The following is a 20,826-nucleotide window of genomic DNA, read 5'->3' as shown; positions in this document are numbered from 1 at the left end:
TGCTTTTATTTTATCTTTTGAAGAAAATTTAGCCATAAAAAATGCACCTCCAATTGTTAGTTATGTGTCTAACAATTGGGGTGCACTTCATACATAAGGGACTTTTTTGCTGTGGACAACTTTATCCACAAAACCGATGAAATTGTTAGTAATTTTCAAAAACATTTAATATTTTTCTATATTAAAGCATATATCAGCTGTTTTAATTGTGGATATTTTTCTAAAAATTGTGGACAATGTGGATATAGTTGTTAATATTCCGACTTTACTGTTTAATGAAAGCGCAATCCTTTTGTGGATAACTCACTAAATTTTCTTTAAAAATAATAAAGAACCCTCTTTACATATACAAAGAGGGTTTCATATTAAGTAAAAGATTGTGCAAGAGCAGGTGATTTAATAGGTATATGACGCGGTTCTGCATGATTTTCCGCCAAAATTGCATCTACAATATGGCCAGCTGGCTCTGGAAGATAGATGCTTTTCATTGCTTCTTTCATTTGAAGAAGCTTCACATCATCTTGTAATAATGCCTCTGTTTTTGCAAAAACCTCACTATCATCGCGAATGACAACTGCTGCTCCCTTTCTTTCAAAGTACATCGCATTTTCATTTTCTTGTCCTGGAACAGGCTTATATAAAATGACAGGTACTTGCAACGCTGCTGCTTCACTTAATGTTATTCCGCCTGGCTTCGTAATCATACAAGAAGTAACACGGAATAATTCATCAATATTTTCAACATACCCAAACACTTTTAATGCATCGGAATTTTGCTTCTGTAAACTTAATAAATCCTGTTTTAAAGCTTCATTTTTCCCACAAACGACAACTACTTGTAAATTAGGCACTGACATAAATGATTGGCATAGTTCTTTTACATTTCCTAATACCCCATGAGCACCTGCTACAATTAGTAAAATCTTTTTATTCTTACATAACTGATATTTATTATATATGATTTCTGGATTTACCTTTAACTCAAAACTACTCCGAATTGGAATTCCTGTTTCAACAATTTGTTCCGCAGGTACACCGATATCAACCATCAATTCTTTCACATGATCCGTTGCAACAAAATAACGATCTACTTCTCGATGAATCCATATTTTGTGCACGCAAAAATCCGTTAATACATTATAGACAGGAATTGAAATACCTGTTTGTTTCTTTAATTCTGGTACAGCGATAATTGGAAATGTATTAATTACAATATCTGGTTTCTCCACCTGTAAAAGTGTTTTCAAACGTTTCCTTCCAAAGTTCGCATACCAAGATGCTATTTTCTTATCATAAATTTTTTCTACCCCGTAATAAAACAAACGATATAATTCTTTTCCTATTGTATAACTTTTTAAATATAGATATTTTGTAATGTCAGTTATAAATGGATGTGATTCTCCAAACAAGTCGCATACAATAACATCTTCAATTCCTTTTTGGCGAAATGTTTGTTCTAATGTTTTTGCTACTTGCACATGACCATTACCGTATTGTGCAGTTAATATTAAAACCTTGGGGTTTTTTATCAAACAAATCCACTCCTAGCTTTTTGTTTCTCCATATTGCATATACGACAATAGGAAAAACATTTTCCTTAAAAATTACATAAACAGATTCTAATAATTCCCTTTCAGCTATGTACCTGTCGTGGATATGCAAAGCATATAAGATTGACCCCTTAATCCTATCTGTGCTCATATCTTTACATTATACTTTCCTATAAGAGCTTTCGCAATAACTTACAAATGTTCTCTATTCCATGATACTCACTCTTTTACTTCTTAATTCTTTTTACTATTTTGATTTCCCTTTACAATTATGTAAATTTCTCCATTTATTCCGTACAAAATTATGGATATTCTACTTTCAGTATACTCTTTTATCAATATATACTCTAGATTTTATTGTAAAGAAAGCAAAAAGCCTAATCCAATATTTGGATTAGACCGCTTGTAAAATATATTTAGCATGTTCTACATTTTTCTCAGTAGGTGGTTCTACATTTGCGAGTGGATACTTGTGTCCAAGCGCCTCCCATTTATATACACCAAGCTTATGATATGGTAACACTTCAACTTTTTGAACATTAGACAGACTTTGAATAAAGCTAGATAGTTTTTGTAGATCCTCTTCATTATCCGTAACACCAGGAACTAATACGTGTCGTACCCAAATCGGTTTATTCTTATCCGATAAATAACGAGCAAATTGTAAAATATGTTCATTTGGTTTCCCTGTTAATTTACGATGCTTTTTGGAATCGATATGTTTCAGATCCAATAAAACTAAATCTGTATAATCCATTAAAATATCTAGCTTATTTTGGAATTCTGGTTCCTCAGAATAACAACCACCAGAAGAGTCGATTGTTGTATGGATACCAGCCTCTTTACACTTTTTAAACAACTCAATTAAAAAGTCTAGCTGTAATAATGGCTCTCCACCGCTAACTGTTATACCGCCTCCGGAAGCTTCAATAAATGGAAGGTAACATGTCACATCCTGCATCACTTCTTCAACTGTTATTTCTTTACCTTTACCGATTTCCCACGTATCAGCATTATGACAATATTGACAACGTAATAAACACCCTTGTGTAAATATGACATAACGAATCCCTGGGCCATCAACAGTACCACAAGACTCTACAGAATGTATTCTTCCTTTTACCATGTTACTTCCTCCTTTATTGAAACAGCCTCCCTTCACTATATATTAAGAGCGAAGGGACACTTTTTTCATTTACATGCTTTCATGCATTGTACGGTTAATTACATCAATTTGTTGTTCACGAGTTAATTTAATAAAGTTTACAGCGTAACCAGATACGCGAATTGTTAATTGTGGATATTTCTCAGGATGTTCCATTGCATCCATTAATGTTTCACGGTTAAATACGTTAATATTTAAGTGGTGGCCTTCTTTTACTGCATAGCCATCAAGCATTGATACTAAGTTACGTACTTGTACATCATCTTCTTTACCAAGTGCTTTCGGAATAATAGAGAATGTATTAGAAATACCATCTTGTGCATCTTCATATGGTAATTTAGCCACAGATAATAATGAAGCTAATGCACCTTTTGTATCACGTCCATGCATTGGGTTCGCACCTGGTGCAAATGGTTCTCCAGTACGGCGGCCATCTGGAGTATTACCAGTTTTCTTACCGTATACAACGTTAGATGTGATTGTTAAGATTGACATTGTATGAACAGAATTTCTGTATGTTTTATGTTTACGAAGTTTATTCATAAATGTTTTTACAAGATTTACAGCAATCTCATCTACACGATCATCATTGTTACCGTATTTAGGGAAATCTCCTTCAATCTTGAAGTCAACTGCAATACCATTTTCATCACGAATTGGTTTTACTTTTGCGTATTTAATTGCACTTAATGAATCTGCTACTACAGATAGACCAGCAATACCTGTTGCCATTGTACGAAGAACGTTTGTATCATGAAGTGCCATTTCAATACGTTCATAGCTATATTTATCATGCATGTAATGGATAACATTTAATGTGTTTAAATATAGACCCGCCAACCATTCCATTGTCATATCAAACTTATGCATAACTTCTTCATAATTTAATACTTCAGAAGTAATTGGTGCGTACTCAGGACCAACTTGTGCTTTAGATTTTTCATCTTTACCACCGTTAATCGCATATAGTAATGCTTTTGCTAAGTTTGCACGTGCGCCGAAGAATTGCATTTGTTTACCAATTCTCATTGCAGATACGCAACATGCAATACCGTAGTCATCGCCGTAGTCAGCACGCATAATGTCATCATTTTCATATTGAATTGCTGATGTTTTAATAGACATTTTCGCACAGTAGTTTTTAAAGTTCTCTGGTAATTGTTTAGACCAAAGAACTGTTAAGTTTGGTTCTGGAGCTGGTCCTAAATTATCTAATGTATGCAAGAAACGGAATGAGTTCTTTGTTACTAATGGACGACCATCTAATGCCATACCACCGATAGACTCAGTTACCCAAGTTGGGTCACCAGAGAATAATTCATTATAATCAGGTGTTCTTGCAAATTTCACAAGACGTAATTTCATAATGAAGTGATCTACAATTTCTTGTACTTCTTCTTCTGTTAAAGTACCATTTGCTAAATCTCTTTCAATGTAAATATCTAAGAATGTAGAAGTACGTCCAAGACTCATTGCAGCTCCGTTTTGCTCTTTAATTGCTGCAAGATATGCGAAGTATAACCATTGGAATGCTTCTTGCGTGTTTGTTGCTGGCTTAGAAATATCGAAGCCATGAGAAGCAGCCATTTGTTTTAACTCTTGAAGTGCACGCATTTGCTCAGATAATTCTTCGCGTAAACGCATTGTCTCTTCGCTCATTACACCGCCAGTTAAATTTAAATCAGCTTTTTTCGCTTCAATTAAATGATCTACCCCATATAACGCTACGCGGCGATAGTCACCGATAATACGTCCACGTCCGTATGCATCTGGAAGACCAGTAATAACACCTGACTTACGAGCAGCTCTCATTTCTGGTGTATAAGCATCAAATACACCTTGGTTATGAGTTTTTCTCCAATCTCTAAAAATACGACTAAGTTCTTTATCCATTTCGTATCCATAAGATTCACAAGCTTGTTCTGCCATACGAATACCACCATATGGTTGTAAAGAACGCTTAAACGGTTTATCAGTTTGGAAACCGACTACTTTTTCAATATCTTTATTTAAGTATCCTGGGTCATGTGATGTAATAGAAGAAACAATTTTTGTATCCATATCAAGAACGCCACCGTTTTCACGTTCTTTTGTTGTTAAATCCATTACTTGATCCCAAAGTTGTTTCGTTGCTTCAGTTGCTTCTGCTAAGAAAGATTCGTCCCCTTCGAAAACGTTTACATTATTTAAAATGAAATCGCGAACATCAATCTCTGCTTTCCATTTTTCACCTTTAAAGTTTTCCCATGCGTTTTTAACATTTTCTAATACTTGAGTCATCCTAATCTCCTCCATTTTTGATTAGTACAGGACTAAGATTTTTTATATAACAGCTTACACACTTAGAATACTACTTTTTTACGAAAGTGAACGAAATAGTTGTGACATGTTTGTGAAATTTTGAGCAAACTACTATATATATAGTGTTAACTTCATTTAAAAGTCTTTAAAATTAACTCTTTCCTTAATTGTATTTTTTTGGTACCCTTATATACAAGTCCTATTTTGTAATATAAGAACAATACCCATTGTAGAGCTGTAATACTCTTATCTCCTAATCTGTTATAGTTTTTATAACAGAACAAAAAAGTGTACACATGTTGTACACTTTTTTTGTTACTTCTATAAAACATCTCTTTTTCTATTGCCATCATAGAATCCGCCACGATTGTCTGTTAATGCAATTATTTGCTCTAGTCCCTCTATATGATCACCTATAATTCGAAGTACAGCTGGAGGGTGACCTATTTTTGCGAAATGTTCACTGGGACGAATACGATTCATCTTATCAACCTCAACACGATATACACATGCAATTTCAAATCCAGAAAGAAGAGCCTTCACTTGTGCTACACAAGGTGACAATAAAGATTTATACCCAATTGCTTTCAAACACTTTTGGCTAAATGCATTAGGTACCGCAATAAGTGAGCCTACCCCTAAATCCTTTCTATCACAAGCTAAATTTAGTGCATATTTAAATGCAGTTACACGATGAAGCGGTACTCTTAAATCTAAATAATGATTTAAATCATTTAATGCGACGTCCTTTCCATCTGCTATAGCTTTTGCAAAAGGATATAGCTCACTCGCTGGAATAACAAAATCGCCGTCTATAAATAACACAATTTCTCCTTTTGCAAAATACGTTCCAAGTGAGCGCCCTACATCATTTCCGAGTGCTTCTTTATATACAATTGTCGTTGCCCCTTTGTCTTTTGCAATTTTTTTCGTTTTATCTGACGAACCATTTACGACAACGATAATTTCGAAGGGTTCAATTTTGCGAAGCTCTTCTATAACGTTTCCAATTGTTTTCTCTTCATCTTGTACGGGAATAACAACAGATAGTTGCTTTCCTTTATACAAATTAGATGTGACACCCCATCCTTGATAAAACTCTTCAAAACTTAAAGTATGATAGACACTATCCCTTTTCCTATTTCCATCATAATATCCTCCGCGCTCATCACTGCTTAATATCCGTGCCGCTACTGCTTCTATATGATCACCTATCATTCTTTTTTCAGATTGGGAAAGATTTGTTCCATATGCAGCATGCTGGAATGGACGAAATTTATTTGGCGTAATAACGTCAATGGCGCAATGACGACTAATTGTCCATTTACTTTGAAGTAGGCGTAAATGAGCCACAATAGGATTAACAAAACATTCATATCCGATGCTTTGAATGACTTCTTTCGTCAGCGCATGAGGTACATCTAATAAAGAATTAATTTTTAATTCTTCACGCTCTAACATTGCATTTAATATTTGGCGCCATACTGTAATAGAAGTAGGTTTTTGCCTTTTTAAAAATAATGCATCCAAATTATTTAAAACTACATCTGCCTGATCGTATAAAATCGGATTAAGGAATAATTTTAATTTTGAAGTTTGAATAGCAAAATCACCATCTATAAATAGTAATACATCACCTATCGCATGTTTTGCGCCGACTGCACGTCCAACATCGTTCCCTAGTAGCTCTGTATGTTTGATTACTTTACACCCTAAACGATCTGCAACATCTTCTGTTCCATCATTACAACCGTTTGCTACTACAATAATTTCTACTGGATTTAATGGTCTTACCGATTGAATAACGTCTGAAATCGTATCGACCTCATTACATGCAGGAATAATAACAGATAATGACTTAGCCATTGTTTTGTTCACGAAACCACTTAATTGTTTCCTTCAATCCGTTTTTCCACGTTACTTTCGCTTGAAATTGAACAAGCTCTTTTAATTTTGTTACGTCTGGTCTTCTATTTGGAATTTCTTCAAAACCATAAGGATATACTTCTTCAAAAGGCACTTGTACAATCTTTGAAGAAGAATTCGTTAATTTTTTAATTACTTCTGCTACTTCTTTTATGCTCTTTTCATTCTCAGAACCTATATTAATAATCTCACCATTTACCTTCTCATCCATTGCCCGAATCGTTGCCTCTACCGCATCACTTACATACGTAAAGCAACGTGTCTGCTTTCCATCTCCATATACGAGAATGTCTTCTCCTTGCAAAGCCGCACTAATAAATCGCGGGATTACCCCTGCATACGGACCATCTTTCGCTCTTGGACCATAAATATTAAAATATCGAACAATCGTTACCGGTAAACCTTCTAATGCGTATCCTAAACATAATGTCTCTTCCAACGTTTTACAAACTGCATAACTCCAACGAATTTTAGAAGTGGCCCCGTATAATCGATCTCCCTCTTCAGAGAAAGGCGGCTTGGCCTTACCATATACTTCTGAAGTAGAAGCAAAAACTACTTTCTTCTTTCCTTTTAACGCTGCTTGTAAAATATTTCTCGTCCCATCAAAATTCGTTTCTATGAGCTCTATACTTTTTTCCATTGTTGTTTTCACACCTAAAATTGCTGCTAAATGAAACACGACATCATGCTGATCTACTAATTCATAAATAGAATTTTTATCTAAAACACTTATTGGAATAACACGGATTTTTTTCATTAACTCTTCATGGTACTTATTTTTACCTTTATAAAAGTTATCCACAACAGTGACCTCATAACCTCTTCTCATCAACTCTTCAGCTAAATGCGACCCGATAAATCCGGCCCCACCTGTAATTAAACATTTCTTACTCATTTGCTCACCTTCTTTACAATCCCGCGTGTATCTATTACTCGGTCCATTCCTTTAAAAAGCTTCCAATCAATATTAGAATGATCCGTTAAAATTAAAATACAATCCGCTTTTTTAACTTTTTCTTCATCTAAAGAAACAGATTGATACACCTTATCTCCAATTTCCGCGAAAGAAATATAAGGATCATGATATTCTATCTCGTATCCTTGATTTCTTAATAATTGAATAATCGGTAACGCTGGTGATTCTCTCAAATCATTTACATCTTTCTTATAAGCAATTCCTACAATTAAAACTGATGCAGGTGATTGCACCATGCCTTTTACTTTTCGGACTATTTTCTCTGGCATTTCTTCATTAATTATATGTGCTGCCTCAATTAATTGACTAATTGCCCCATTCTTTTTTATTCTCCATTGAAAATATAAAGGGTCTACTGGAATGCAATGTCCTCCTATTCCTGGTCCTGGCCAATATGGGGTAAATCCAAACGGTTTTGTAGATGCGGCTTCAAGCGCCTCATAAAAATCAATTCCTAAACTTTCACATAGTGTGTTTAGTTCATTTACTAAAGAAATGTTAACTAAGCGCTGAATATTTTCAAATAGCTTGCACATCTCTGCTACTTTCGGAGAGCTAACAGGTACAACTTCGTCAAAAATGGTACTATATAAATCCTGTACCTTTTGTCTACACTTTTCTGTTTGTCCACTAATAACTTTTGGAATAGCTTGAACTGAATATTGACTATTTGCTGGATCAATTCTCTCAGGGGAATATCCGATATAGAAATCTTCCCCTACCTTGTTACTATTTTGAGAAATAATAGGTAGGATGACTTCTTCAAGTGTGCCTGGATATGTGGAGCTTTCAAAAATGAAGGTTTGTCCTTTTTGAAGGTTTTGTTGTATATAATGCGAAGCTGAAATGAGGGCACTTAAGTCTGGTTCTCTTTGTTCATTAATTGGAGTCGGGACGGTGACAATAACATAATCACTATTTTGAAAATCAGCAATGCCTTGATCCGGTGTGTTTACTGTTAATTTTTTTTTCGTCAATAAACTTTGTAACTCTTTAGAAGAAACATCTGGAATATAACTTTCTCCTTTTATAATTGAGTCTATTTTTCTAATATCTTTATCTAATCCAAGTACTGTATGCCCTCTTTCTGCAAAATGTACCGCTAAAGGAAGGCCAACATACCCTAACCCAATAATAGCTACTTTACTACTATTCATTTGTATTCTCTTCTTCCCTTCTCAATTGTTGAATGATATCTCTATCTCTATCTCCATCAGTAAAGCCACCACGTTCGTCCGTACGTTGTAATAAATACGTAACCGCCTCAAGTTGATCACCGAAAATACGATCAAACGCTGAAATACGCCCATTTACAAATTCGTGTTGCTCTGGACGTACTCGATTTGTTTTTATAACATCTACTAACTCTACTGTTGTAATAGAGAATCCTTCTAAAATAGCTTTCACTTGTGCTAATGGCGGAATGATAAGGGAGTCATATCCTATTCTCTCTATTACCTTCTTATGCATGGCATGTGGTATAGCAGTTAGTGAGTTATTCCATAAATCTGGTCTTTTCGCTACCAAATTCAAAAAGTATTTTCCCATACTAATTGGATCTGCTGGATGAAACATATCTAATAAGCATTGTAAATCATTTAACACCACGTCATTTCCATCTTCAACAGCATGTAAAAATGGAGTGAGTTTTTTTGCTGGAATAACAAAATCACCATCAACGAATAAACAAATATCTGCCGTAGCATGCATGGCCCCTATTGCTCTTGCTACATTATGTCCAAGCGCCTTCGTAAATTTAACTACAATAACATTCTCTAGCTTTGCCTGTTTAACAGTCTCAACATCTGCTCCATTCGCGACAACTATAATTTCATCTACACCTGCTTCTTTCACTTCTTGTATAACAGACCTTATAGTTATTTTTTCTTCTGATACCGGGATAATGGCACTATATTTCGCTTTTTTCTTTTGTAATAAAACTGGTTTATACTTTCCTACAAACGCTCTATCTCTATTGTCCTCTGAAAAACCACCGCGATTCCCGTATGTTTCGATTACGTATTGTAAAGCACGCAAATGATCACCCATAATACGACTAGTCGCTTTCGGATAAGGAGAGCCAGGTGATGTGCCCGTATGGACAGGACGAACTTTATTTGTGTAAATGACATCAACTGAAGCCATATCAGAAATATCTACTCCTCTAGACATCGCCATTGCTTGAAATAATGCTGGATCTGCTAAATTCCACCACCCCAGTTTTTCAATCACTTTACGACTTATCGCATGTGGTATTGCAATTAAAGATCCTACAACAAACTCCTTCTTGTTCAAATAACGATTTAACATATATTTTCCAACCGTCGTATAATGCGGTCTCATCTTCAAATAAACGGACCATGTTAAATTATTTAAAACAATCTCATGTCCTTGCTGTATTCCTTTAATAAAATTGTATAATTCTTCACTTTTCATGACGATATCACCATCTAAAAATAAAACAATTTCACCTTTTGCTTCTCTAGCACCAATTGCCCGTCCCACATCATTACCAAGGGAATATCTATAATAAATCACACGGCAATTATGCTGTAGCGCTATTTCTTTCGTACCATCTGTCGATCCATTATCTACTATGATAATTTCATATGGTTCGAGCTTTCTTACTTCTCCTAAAACTTTTGATAAAGTACTTGCTTCATTATGCACTGGAATAACAACTGACACTCTCATACTTGTATCACTCTTACCCTTCCAAGCGAACATAAGCAATAATAGGAATACGCACAATTACATCTTCTGGTGGTCCATAAGAAGGAGAAGTACGAACAATTACTGCCCCATCCGTCACAGATAAAAGAACGCCTGCAATGATTTCTACAGCTGTCACAACTTGTACTAGTTCCCCAACATGGTTACGTAATTCATCAGTAAATAACATATATAACGCTCCTTTCTTACGCTTCTTTAATTGATATAATACTTGTAAATGGTAATAAAACTTCTGTTCCTATTCCTTCTTGCAATGTTAAGAAGTCATCACCAACTGCTACAATAACGCCTGTTAACTGTCCCACTGTCACAGTAATTTCTACGTTTTTACCTAAATACTGCTCTGCAATTTCTTTAAAAGGTGATGTAGTACATTCTTTTAAAATGTTACAAATAATAGATTGAAATCTACTTGATTCAATAACTTCTTCAGTAGCTTGCTTAGAGTTTCTTTGAATAAATCTCGCGAAGTTTTGTGAAAATAAAAGTCTTTCCACAGCAGGTAATAACTTATTATCTAAAAAATAATCTAATTGCCTATTAAACAATCTCGATAATTTATGCCAATATTTTCTGAACAGACACATACACTTCTCCTCCTATTATTTATAGATTATAAAATTTCACATCCATACATCTTAATGTATACAAAATAGATATTTTTGTGATAGGTAAGACATACATTTTCTAAAAGAAATATTTAGTTCAAGGCATAAAAAAAACTATCCAAAAGGATAGTTTCTTACACTTCAATATTCCGCAATATCGAATAAATATCGTTATTCACTTTACCAAATGATTTAATGTTATTTTGAATGTTAGATAATAAAACAACATATACACTACCATTTTTACTAAATCCGTTTAAGCAATTCCATCCTGGCATTACACCGTGATTCGAATAGCTTCCTGGGTCTACGTACCATCCAAACCCGTAATCCTTTTTTCCACCCGTAAACATTTGATCGTAACTCTCTTTTGAAATTAATTTACCAGAGAATAGTGCTTCGTTAAATAAATATAAATCATGCGCACTTGTGTATATATCACCACAACCATATAGTTGTGACATGCTCGGAATATTAGGTGTTGTCATATTATTATTTACTATTTTATAACCCGTTGATGGGAATCTTGTTTGTTCTAACGCTGTACCAAAACCAGAATGTTTCATACCCGCAATAGCAAAAATATGTTGTTTAATATATTCCTCGAGCGACTGTCCACTTACCTTCTCGGCAATGTATGCAAGTATAGAGTAGTTCGAATCAGAATACTTCCACTTCTCTCCCGGACCACCAATACGCTTTTGATTTCCTATCCGCTTTATCAGTTCTTCATGAGAAATATCTTCTTTTCCCTGCTCATATTCGGGAATCCCTGATGTATGTGTTAATAGATGTTTTAGCTGAATACTATTACCTTGAGGAAAATTTGGAATATACTTTGCAACAGTATCTTCTACTTGTAATTTATTTTGATCTTTCAACTGCATAATAGCAGTTGCTACAAATGCCTTTGAAATAGAACCAATATAAAAAGTCGTCTCTGAATTATTCGGTACTTTCTGTTCTTTATTTGCCATACCGTACCCTTTATTCAAAAGAACTTTTCCGTTCTTCACAATAACAGCTGTCCCGCTAAATCCTGCGTTTTGTAAATACTGGTCCAATTGAGCGTTTTCATTAATTTCTTGAGGTGGTCCCTCGGGAAGCTTCTCCACAGCTTGCGCTTGCTTCACTTGTTCTTCCTGCTCTTTTTGTTTTTGCTTCTGTACTTCTTGTTTCTTTTTTTCTTCTTTCTTTTTTAGCTCTTCTTGTTTCTTCATTTCTGCTGCCGCTTTTAAAGTTTCTTCTTTCTTATTATGCGCAACAATTTTTGTATACATGAAATATACAAGTGATAATAGTAAGACGAGAATGATTGTTCTGTTTATGTATACAATCGGCCGACGTACTTTCCCATTCGCATTATTTTTTTCCTGATCCATAATTGCTTTTTTCCCCTTACTCACCAATAATTTAATTCCTTTACTAAAGATTCGTTTTAGTAGATTATGGATAATCCACTCTATATCATCCCTACTTTATCACGCACTGCACATATTACCAACCTATATGTACAAAAAAGAAAAAGAAAATTTACAAAAGTAAGATTCCCGTTAAATTATTAACAAAAAAAGAGGATATCCTCTAAAAAATTGATGTTATCAATCTTTTTGGACATCCTCTTATCTCATTATTTATACGTGTTTTTTCATATCATCGGCAACAGATTCAACATTTGTACCTACGATAACTTGGACACTTGTATTACTTAATTTCATAACACCTTTTGCACCAGCACGTTTTAATGCTGCTTCATTTACTTGACCAGCATCTTTTACTTGTAAGCGTAGACGTGTTGCACAGTTATCAATAACTGTTAAGTTTTCTTTTCCGCCTAAAGCTGCTACATAAGTTTCACCAATTGAACCTGCAACTGGTGCCTCACCATCTTCAACTAACTCATCGTCATCTTCACGACCAGGAGTTTTTAAATCGAACTTCTTAATTAAGAAGTAGAATACTATGAAATAAATTGCTGCGTAAATTAAACCGATACCTGCTAGTAAGACTGGTTTTGTTGCAATACCGAAGTTTAAAGCGTAATCGATTGCACCGGCACTAAATGAGAAACCATCATGAATGCCAAGCGATGTTGTAATGAATAAAGAAAGACCTGTTAGTACAGCATGAATACCATATAATACTGGTGATAAAAACATGAATGAGAATTCAATAGGCTCTGTAATACCAGTTAAGAATGAAGTTAATGCTAGACCAGCTAACATACCAGTAACTGCTTTACGCTTTTCTGGTTTAGCAGCTGCAATCATTGCGAAACATGCTGCTGGTAAACCGAACATCATAACTGGGAAGAAACCAGTCATAAACATACCTGCTGTTTTGTCACCTGCAAGGAAACGAGCAATATCACCATTAACAACATTACCTGCTGCATTTGTAAAGTCCCCAAATACAAACCAGAAGTATGTGTTCATTACGTGGTGTAAACCAATTGGGATTAATAAACGGTTTAATAAACCAAATAATCCTGAACCAATTGCACCTAAATTAACAATTCCATGAGCTAATGCATCAATACCATTTTGAATTGTTGGCCAAATTTGTGCAAATAGAATTCCTAATATCAGCATCACGACTGATGTAACAATTGGAACGAAACGTTTTCCAGCAAAGAAACCTAACCATTCTGGAAGTTTAATCTTATGGAATTTATTATAAAGAAGTCCTGCTATAACACCAACAATAATACCACCTAAGACTTCCATATCTACTTTAGTCGATAATTCAGCAGCCTTAGATACTTGTGTCATTGTATCCGCAAGCTTAGATGGATCTACATTTGCGCTATTACCTATTAAATCTTGGACTTTACCTAATTTATCTTGTAATTCAGCAGTTGAATACCCTTTGCTAAGTGCATCAATACTATTTTTCATAACAAGATAACCAATTGCACCTGCAAGACCTGCTGCACCACTACCATCCACTGAAAGACCGATTGCAATACCAATTGCAAAAATAAGTGCTAAGTTATCAAAAACTGCTGCGCCGGCCTGTGCCATAACAGGAATATCAAATACATCTGGTTGCCCTAAACGAAGCAATAATCCTGCTGCTGGTAGTACTGCGATCGGAAGCATTAAAGCTTTACCAATACGTTGTAAAAACTGCAACATTTTAATTCCCCCTAATCAAATTTATGAAATCGTTATCATTATAAGTACGCTTTAGAAAACGCTTTCTATTACATAACCATAATAACATATAGTTGTATAGATGTGTAGTTTTTATTTCTGAACTTTTTATGGATAAATCTCCTATTTCCAAACTGTTATATAAAAGGAAAATTATCCTTTTTAAAATACAGAATACTCGAAACGAAAGACCTATTATAGCACATTGAACTTTCGTTTTATCATTCCACTTTTTCATGTTATTATTTATTTCCGAGCATATCGGGAAAAGTAAACTTAGTTAATTCAAAATAGGAGCGTTGGTACTATGCAGTGCATTGAAACAAACAACTTACAACAGTTGTTAGAACACGTAAAACCATATACGAAAAAAGGAAAACTTGCTACTTATATCCCCGAACTAGGAAATGCAAATCCAGACGATTTAGGGATTGCCATTTTCCATAAAGAAACAGAATATATCCATGCAGGCAACTCACAAACACTATTTACTCTTCAAAGTATTTCCAAAGTAATTACACTTGCCCTTGCCCTTTTAGACCGTGGTGAAGAATATGTATTTTCTAAAGTTGGAATGGAACCAACGGGTGACCCATTTAATTCTATTATTAAGTTAGAAACGACAAGTCCATCCAAACCCCTTAATCCAATGATAAATGCAGGGGCTTTAGCTATTACAAGCATGCTAGCAGGAAAAGATAACGAGGAAAAAATGGAACGTATTCTTCATTTTGTACGTGAAATAACAGATAATCCTACTATTAATTATTCCTCTAAAGTTGCCGATTCAGAACTAGAGACAGCTTACCTAAACCGTTCACTTTGTTATTATATGAAACAAAACGGAATTATCGATTGTGATATTGAAGAACTTATGGATTTATATACTCGTCAATGCGCAGTTGAAGTAAACTGCATCGATTTAGCACGTATCGGCTTAATTTTTGCAATGGATGGATATGATCCATATAAGAAAAAACAAATTATCCCTAAGCATATTACAAAAATTTGCAAAACATTTATGGTCACATGTGGTATGTATAACGAATCTGGTGAATTTGCAATTCGTGTTGGTATTCCTGCAAAAAGTGGTGTAGCCGGTGGTATTTTTGGCTGCGTAAAAGGAGACATGGGAATCGGTATTTTCGGACCAGCTTTAGATGCAAACGGAAATAGTATTGCCGGTTTTAAAATTCTTGAACTTCTTTCTGCTCAAGAAGGTTGGAGCATTTTTTAATCGTGAGTTATCCTGCTATACTAGCAGGATTTTTTATTTCGCCAAAACCTCACTTTTGTCAGTTATCAATCCTCTTACAAAAACAGTGCTGAAAGTTTCTCTATATCATGCATATTTGTTCCCCCCTCCTGAATAATATAGTACAACCTAGCGCTATATGTGGAGGTGTGAAAGATGAAACTAATATTTCAAATGGGAAAACAACCTGTTCTTGAAAAAACAATCCTTCTTTTTATATTAAGTATTGTAGAAAGCTTGAAGTTAAAAGTTGTTTCACTCGACGAAGCTCACCGATACATATTCAATTTAGAAGTACTTGAATTATTAATGGATCGGAACATCGATGATCAAGTACTTGAACTTATTCATTTCGGGATGGGACTTGAAGACATTTATCATGTGCTTCCTGAAGAACTTGAGCATACGATTGAGGAATTAAAGTGGCTTTGCATTCAAGTATTAAGTGAGTACAGTATGCATGAAGAATCCGAACAATTAATTGAAGATATACGGTAAAAAAGCACCTATGTAGGTGCTTTTAATGTTTTTTCAAACTATTTTTATACGCCTCAATATTTACTGGTAGCTCTTCCTCTTCCAAAGTATGTTCATTTACATCTTTATGAATGAACGCACCTTTAGGTGGTTGATGATCATGCCCTTTTTTCTTATGATCAAATGCTTTCCCGCGTCCCATACAAATCCCCCTTTCTTAAAAGAAATCCGTATTAGTATGGAGAAAAGTACGTCGATATATGCAATCTCTTGCTGTATTTCCAAGGAAATACTCGAACCTTGTTTTCTACTCTCCTTACAACAACTGATCGATCCCAATAAGAATTAATAATAGTCCTGCGATAACTGTCGCCCATTTCCCTAAGTATTCTGCTAAAAATCGTTTTCCTACATACGCAAAACCACTAATACAAATAAAACTAAACACCCCAGAAATAGTCGCTGTAAGCCAAAGATTTAAATTTGTTACCCCTGCATCAAATCCACCTGCAATATTATTAATAGACAACGCAACTCCTAAAACAATTGCTTCTGAGAAACTAATTGTTTTAGAACCATCAAAATCTGCTTTTTCCGGATTACGTAAAATGCCCATAAGTACATTATCATCTTTAGAACCTGCAGTATTTTTTTGACCCAAGAAAGGCTGGCACAAAATAAACACACCGATTATCCCTAAAACGATTGCTCCAATCAGATTTGCTGTAAACTCTGAAATAAATAACGCAATCCAGTTTCCAAAAAATCCAGCTAGTAAAGTAAATAAAAATCCAAAGAATGCGATGATAAAATTGTTAAACCACGAAATACGAATTTTACGAATGCCATATGCAATTCCAACACCTGCATTATCTAAATTAGAAGCGATCCCGATTAAAAAAATTGAAAATAAGCCTACTGTACTCATAAATAGTCACCCCTTTTTCTCACTTTTCAATGCATATTATGAAAATGTTGAGCAACTGTGCCTGTCTGTTTCATATACTTGTAATAAATGCTCAATATTTTTTCAATACTAAAAAAGGAGTGCCTACACTATGGCTAATGAAAACCCGAATGATCGGCTTGGCAAATTAATAAAAAAACTTTTAAAAGAACGCGCCTTATCTATGCGCCAACTAGGAATACTTACAAATATTGATCCTGCAACAGTCTCAAGAATTATTAATGGAAAACAACCGCCAAAACAAAAACATCTACAAAAATTTGCAGAATGTCTTCAAGTTCCACCCCAATTGTTATTTGATGAAATGTACCCTGATTCTCCTCACATAAATAAAGAAAAAACAGATATGTACACATCTCTTGATACCATTCAGCAAACGCTGCAATCCTCTAACTTATTCGATTTCGATTACACTACAACTCGCGTAAAACAAGAACTCGAAAATTACGAACGCTATGCCCAGACAACAGAAGGCGAAAAACGTATTCATGACAGTTTCGCAAGCAAATTAGAGCAAATTGATAGTGCTGGTCCTTTTATTGAACAATTAACAGATATGTATCAACAATTTTGCAATGAAACCATTTCAAAAGAAGAACGTGCAGTTCTTGGGAGCGCATTACTGTATTTCATTTTATCGACAGATATTATTCCCGACTATCTCTTTCCAATTGGCTATTTAGATGATGCGATCGCCGTTGAATTAGCAAAAGAGAAATTACTTGAAATAAAACGAAAGACATAGCAAAATAAAGAACTATTTCAGTTGTTTATTTTCACCTCTGAAATAGTTCACTAAAAAATCGTACAAGTATACATACTCGTACGATTTTACTATACAAATCTATTTTTTCGTGTGGCACCATTCATATATAAATGCTGTTATTACTTTTGTAAATTCAATTAACTGTTCAATTTCAACTTTCTCATTTACAGAATGTGCTTCTTCTAATGTACCTGGTCCATATATAATCGCTGGAATATGAAACTCACTAAACCAACCGCCATCAGTTACCGTTGCAGACATATCTAAAATTGCATTTTTTGATAAAATAGACTCGTGTACTGAGCTAAGTTTTTTTACAGCTGCATGTTCCCTATCTACTTCTAATGAAGGGAAAATTTCACCACGATCTACAATCATTGATTCTCCGCCCCACTTAAATTGTGGCGGATTTTCACTTAACCATGGATCGGCAGCTGCTACCTTTCCAATATATTCTTCAATTTCTTTTATTATTTGTTCATGTGTTTCGTTCGGATAGAAGTGCACTGTTATCCATAACTGGCACTCATCCGCAATAAACGCCGCATGCCTTCCCCCCTCAATAACAGCTGGATTAATTGTTGTTGTTCCAGATGGATAGCCTTCATATGTTTTCATGACTGCCCAGTGACGCTCTAATTCTTGTAAGCTCTGCACAATTTTCATCATTTTTTCAATCGCACTCGCTCCAAATAAACGTCCTCCAGCATGGATCATTTGTCTGCGCGTTGCATCATGAAACGTTTGCGGACTTTTCACTGTAATCCATCCAGTAATGACACCACCTTGCCCTTGCATATGTAAATTACTCGTATCCACTACGACTGCAAAATCAGCATCGTAACCTCGCCTGCAGCATTGAAGTGTTCCTGCCTCTCCAACTTCTTCCCCTATTACTGATTGAAAGATTAAATCTCCAGGTAATTCAATACCAGCTTCTTGTAAAAGTTGAATGGCAAATAGCGCTCCAGCCAGCCCACCTTTCATATCTGCTGCGCCACGTCCAACTAACCAGCCATCTTTTATAAATGGATCAAATGGATCAGTTTCCCACGCCTCATCTGCTGACACTTCAGCTACATCCATATGACCATTAATAATAAGACTTTTATATGAGTCACTTTTTATTCCTTTTTTTACCCCAACAACGTTCGAATCATTCGGATATACATCCCATTTATTAATACTAAAATTTCGTTTTCTTAAAAACTCTGCAACAAATTCTTGCGCTTCATTTGTATTTCTCGCTGGCGGTGCTGGTGTTTCAAAACGAATTAATGTTTTTGTAAGTTCTAACAATTCCTCTTTCCTTGAATCTATTTGTTTTAACAACTGCGAAATTTCTCGATTCATCGCTAATTCCCCTTTGCATACATAGTATGTTTCCAGCTTTATTTTCACAAAAAAAGAGACTGTTTACAATTTTACAGTCTCCTAATTAATCACTATTATAAACTCTCTACTTCCGTTGTATTTGTCTTTTCAATATGCTCTACATTACTTCCCTTATTTCTTGTAGCACGATAAAACAATAAACAAACAATCATAAATGGAATACCACAATACAATGCCATTCTTTGTTCTGGAATAAAGGCCATGCCAACGATTACTGTTACATTTAATACTAACGCAAGCAGTGGTACGAATGGATACAGCGGTGTTTTAAATTTCAGGTCTTTCACATCCCCGCCCTGCTTTATGTATGACCTTCTAGCTAATAAGTTAGATAGAGCAATAGATGCCCAAACTAGTATCGCTCCAAATCCAGCGATAGAAAGCAGCCATAAATAAACTGTATCTTCCGCATAAATACCTGATAATAATGAGAGACAACCTACAATTGTGCTTACAATCAATGCATAAATAGGAACACCGTTTTTAGATAACTTACCAAAAATCGGACTAATCATTCCTTGATTAGACATAGACCATAGCATACGAGAAGTTGCATATAATCCTGAATTCGCAACGGATAGAACTGCTGTAATAATAACGAAATTTATAATATCGGCTGCATAAGGAATACCAATTTTATCAAATACAACTACAAATGGACTTTCTATTACTCCTGCTTGCTGCCAAGGGAATAGTCCAGCAAGAATAAAAATAGATAGTACAAAGAAAACAAGTATACGCCAAACTGTATTGTTAATTGCCTTCGGGATCGTTTTCTCTGGATTTTCACTCTCACCTGCTGCAATACCAACTAGTTCTGTTCCTTGGAAAGAAAAATTAACTGCAATCATCGTAATTAAAATGGCTGATAATCCATTCGGAAACAGTCCCCCGTAATCAGTAAAGCTAGAGAACATCGGTGCTGGTTCATTTCCTTTCATATCTAGAAAACCAAACATTGCCGTCCCGCCTAAAATAATAAATGCAATAATTGTAATTACTTTAATACTTGCAAACCAAAATTCCACTTCCGCAAAACTTCTTGAAGATAACGCATTAATAGCAAAGAGCAGTACCGCGAACACTACACACCAAATCCATGACGGTACATCAGGAAACCAACGTTTCATCAAAATACTAACTGCAATTAATTCAATACCTATCGTAGCAGACCAGTTTAACCATGACATCCATCCCACTACATAACCTGCTGCAGGGGAAATATGCTTTGTCGCATACGTTTGATAAGACCCTGCGTCAGGCATCGCAACAGCTAATTCTCCAAGACAGAGCATCGTTAAATACATTACAAATCCACCGACAAGATACGCTACAATTGCTCCTCCAGGTCCAGCCTCATGAATCGTATAACCTGACCCTAAAAAAAGTCCTGTACCAATAACTCCACCGAGTGCAATCATAAATATGTGCCTGCTTTTCAATTCTCTTTTTAATCCTTGGTTTTGATCCATCATATAAATCCCCCCTTTTCACTTTGCCAATCCATTTAATGTAAGCGTTTTTAAAATTCTTCACCGTAAAAATAATG

19 protein-coding genes and 1 pseudogene are annotated in these 20,826 nt (G+C 35.0%); 3 read left to right on the top strand and 17 right to left on the bottom strand.

What is annotated here, in order from left to right:
• Nucleotides 1–365: 365 nt before the first annotated feature.
• The 13 genes and pseudogenes from MR169_RS04575 to MR169_RS28440 all read right to left on the bottom strand — a co-directional run bounded on the left by MR169_RS04575 (nucleotide 366) and on the right by MR169_RS28440 (nucleotide 14,655).
• Nucleotides 366–1,532, bottom strand: coding sequence for a diglucosyl diacylglycerol synthase (locus tag MR169_RS04575; protein ID WP_242318969.1), 1,167 nt, complete (start codon nucleotides 1,530–1,532; stop codon nucleotides 366–368).
• A 412-nt stretch (nucleotides 1,533–1,944) separates the two neighbouring features.
• Nucleotides 1,945–2,676 carry a pyruvate formate-lyase-activating protein gene (gene pflA / locus MR169_RS04570; protein ID WP_000238467.1) on the bottom strand — a complete coding sequence of 244 codons (732 nt, stop codon included), beginning with the start codon at nucleotides 2,674–2,676 and terminating at the stop codon, nucleotides 1,945–1,947.
• Nucleotides 2,677–2,745: 69 nt separating this feature from the next.
• Entirely contained in the window at nucleotides 2,746–4,995 is a 2,250-nt protein-coding gene (gene pflB, locus MR169_RS04565) for a formate C-acetyltransferase (RefSeq protein WP_044795654.1), read from the bottom strand.
• Between the two features lie 152 nt (nucleotides 4,996–5,147).
• The gene (locus MR169_RS04560; RefSeq protein WP_016117126.1) at nucleotides 5,148–5,369 is read right to left on the bottom strand and encodes a hypothetical protein; all 222 of its coding nucleotides are present in this window, start codon (nucleotides 5,367–5,369) and stop codon (nucleotides 5,148–5,150) included.
• The gene (locus tag MR169_RS04555) at nucleotides 5,338–6,882 is read right to left on the bottom strand and encodes a glycosyltransferase family 2 protein (protein WP_242318970.1); all 1,545 of its coding nucleotides are present in this window, start codon (nucleotides 6,880–6,882) and stop codon (nucleotides 5,338–5,340) included. The genes MR169_RS04560 and MR169_RS04555 overlap by 32 nt, the downstream gene beginning before the upstream one ends.
• Nucleotides 6,875–7,840 (bottom strand): NAD-dependent epimerase/dehydratase family protein, encoded by a 966-nt coding sequence (locus MR169_RS04550; RefSeq protein WP_242318967.1) that lies wholly within the window; start codon nucleotides 7,838–7,840, stop codon nucleotides 6,875–6,877. Before MR169_RS04550 ends, MR169_RS04555 begins: the two co-directional genes overlap by 8 nt.
• Nucleotides 7,837–9,078 (bottom strand): nucleotide sugar dehydrogenase, encoded by a 1,242-nt coding sequence (locus MR169_RS04545; RefSeq protein ID WP_001088930.1) that lies wholly within the window; start codon nucleotides 9,076–9,078, stop codon nucleotides 7,837–7,839. The genes MR169_RS04550 and MR169_RS04545 overlap by 4 nt, the downstream gene beginning before the upstream one ends.
• Nucleotides 9,071–10,615 carry a glycosyltransferase family 2 protein gene (locus tag MR169_RS04540; protein WP_242318966.1) on the bottom strand — a complete coding sequence of 515 codons (1,545 nt, stop codon included), beginning with the start codon at nucleotides 10,613–10,615 and terminating at the stop codon, nucleotides 9,071–9,073. Before MR169_RS04540 ends, MR169_RS04545 begins: the two co-directional genes overlap by 8 nt.
• A 13-nt stretch (nucleotides 10,616–10,628) precedes the next feature.
• Nucleotides 10,629–10,823, bottom strand: a complete 195-nt coding sequence (locus tag MR169_RS04535) for an LSm family protein (RefSeq protein ID WP_000899468.1) — start codon at nucleotides 10,821–10,823, stop codon at nucleotides 10,629–10,631.
• Between the two features lie 16 nt (nucleotides 10,824–10,839).
• On the bottom strand, nucleotides 10,840–11,241 hold the full coding sequence (locus MR169_RS04530) for an LSm family protein (RefSeq protein WP_000335534.1): 402 nt from the start codon (nucleotides 11,239–11,241) through the stop codon (nucleotides 10,840–10,842).
• Nucleotides 11,242–11,396: 155 nt separating this feature from the next.
• The gene (locus MR169_RS04525; RefSeq protein WP_000371845.1) at nucleotides 11,397–12,644 is read right to left on the bottom strand and encodes a serine hydrolase domain-containing protein; all 1,248 of its coding nucleotides are present in this window, start codon (nucleotides 12,642–12,644) and stop codon (nucleotides 11,397–11,399) included.
• 252 nt (nucleotides 12,645–12,896) lie between these two features.
• Nucleotides 12,897–14,399 (bottom strand): N-acetylglucosamine-specific PTS transporter subunit IIBC, encoded by a 1,503-nt coding sequence (gene nagE / locus MR169_RS04520; RefSeq protein ID WP_242318964.1) that lies wholly within the window; start codon nucleotides 14,397–14,399, stop codon nucleotides 12,897–12,899.
• Between the two features lie 141 nt (nucleotides 14,400–14,540).
• A pseudogene (locus tag MR169_RS28440) lies at nucleotides 14,541–14,655 on the bottom strand (transcriptional regulator).
• 69 nt (nucleotides 14,656–14,724) lie between these two features.
• On the opposite strand from MR169_RS28440, the gene glsA reads away from it, so the two are divergent.
• Both glsA and MR169_RS04510 read left to right on the top strand, forming a co-directional pair.
• Nucleotides 14,725–15,654 carry a glutaminase A gene (glsA, locus tag MR169_RS04515; RefSeq protein WP_242318963.1) on the top strand — a complete coding sequence of 310 codons (930 nt, stop codon included), beginning with the start codon at nucleotides 14,725–14,727 and terminating at the stop codon, nucleotides 15,652–15,654.
• A gap of 174 nt (nucleotides 15,655–15,828) precedes the next feature.
• Nucleotides 15,829–16,170 (top strand): DUF3969 family protein, encoded by a 342-nt coding sequence (locus MR169_RS04510; RefSeq protein ID WP_000766604.1) that lies wholly within the window; start codon nucleotides 15,829–15,831, stop codon nucleotides 16,168–16,170.
• A gap of 22 nt (nucleotides 16,171–16,192) precedes the next feature.
• Here the strand turns inward: MR169_RS04510 and MR169_RS04505 are convergent, their stop codons facing one another.
• Nucleotides 16,193–16,351, bottom strand: a complete 159-nt coding sequence (locus MR169_RS04505) for a hypothetical protein (RefSeq protein WP_000532409.1) — start codon at nucleotides 16,349–16,351, stop codon at nucleotides 16,193–16,195.
• Nucleotides 16,352–16,465: 114 nt separating this feature from the next.
• On the bottom strand, nucleotides 16,466–17,077 hold the full coding sequence (gene ytaF, locus MR169_RS04500) for a sporulation membrane protein YtaF (RefSeq protein WP_000108729.1): 612 nt from the start codon (nucleotides 17,075–17,077) through the stop codon (nucleotides 16,466–16,468).
• A 130-nt stretch (nucleotides 17,078–17,207) separates the two neighbouring features.
• On the opposite strand from ytaF, the gene MR169_RS04495 reads away from it, so the two are divergent.
• Nucleotides 17,208–17,861 (top strand): DUF1232 domain-containing protein, encoded by a 654-nt coding sequence (locus MR169_RS04495; RefSeq protein WP_001262772.1) that lies wholly within the window; start codon nucleotides 17,208–17,210, stop codon nucleotides 17,859–17,861.
• 99 nt (nucleotides 17,862–17,960) lie between these two features.
• Here the strand turns inward: MR169_RS04495 and MR169_RS04490 are convergent, their stop codons facing one another.
• Together MR169_RS04490 and MR169_RS04485 are read right to left on the bottom strand one after the other, a co-directional pair.
• Nucleotides 17,961–19,235 (bottom strand): acetylornithine deacetylase, encoded by a 1,275-nt coding sequence (locus MR169_RS04490; protein WP_242318962.1) that lies wholly within the window; start codon nucleotides 19,233–19,235, stop codon nucleotides 17,961–17,963.
• A gap of 95 nt (nucleotides 19,236–19,330) precedes the next feature.
• Nucleotides 19,331–20,752: an amino acid permease gene (locus MR169_RS04485; protein WP_242318960.1), complete on the bottom strand. Its 1,422-nt coding sequence runs from the start codon at nucleotides 20,750–20,752 to the stop codon at nucleotides 19,331–19,333.
• Nucleotides 20,753–20,826 lie beyond the last annotated feature (74 nt).

Source organism: Bacillus cereus group sp. BfR-BA-01349 (assembly GCF_022663795.1).
Taxonomy (GTDB): Bacteria; Bacillota; Bacilli; order Bacillales; family Bacillaceae_G; genus Bacillus_A; species Bacillus_A cereus.
Note: the sequence above shows the minus strand (reverse complement) of the source record. Positions and strands in the feature narration are given on the sequence as shown.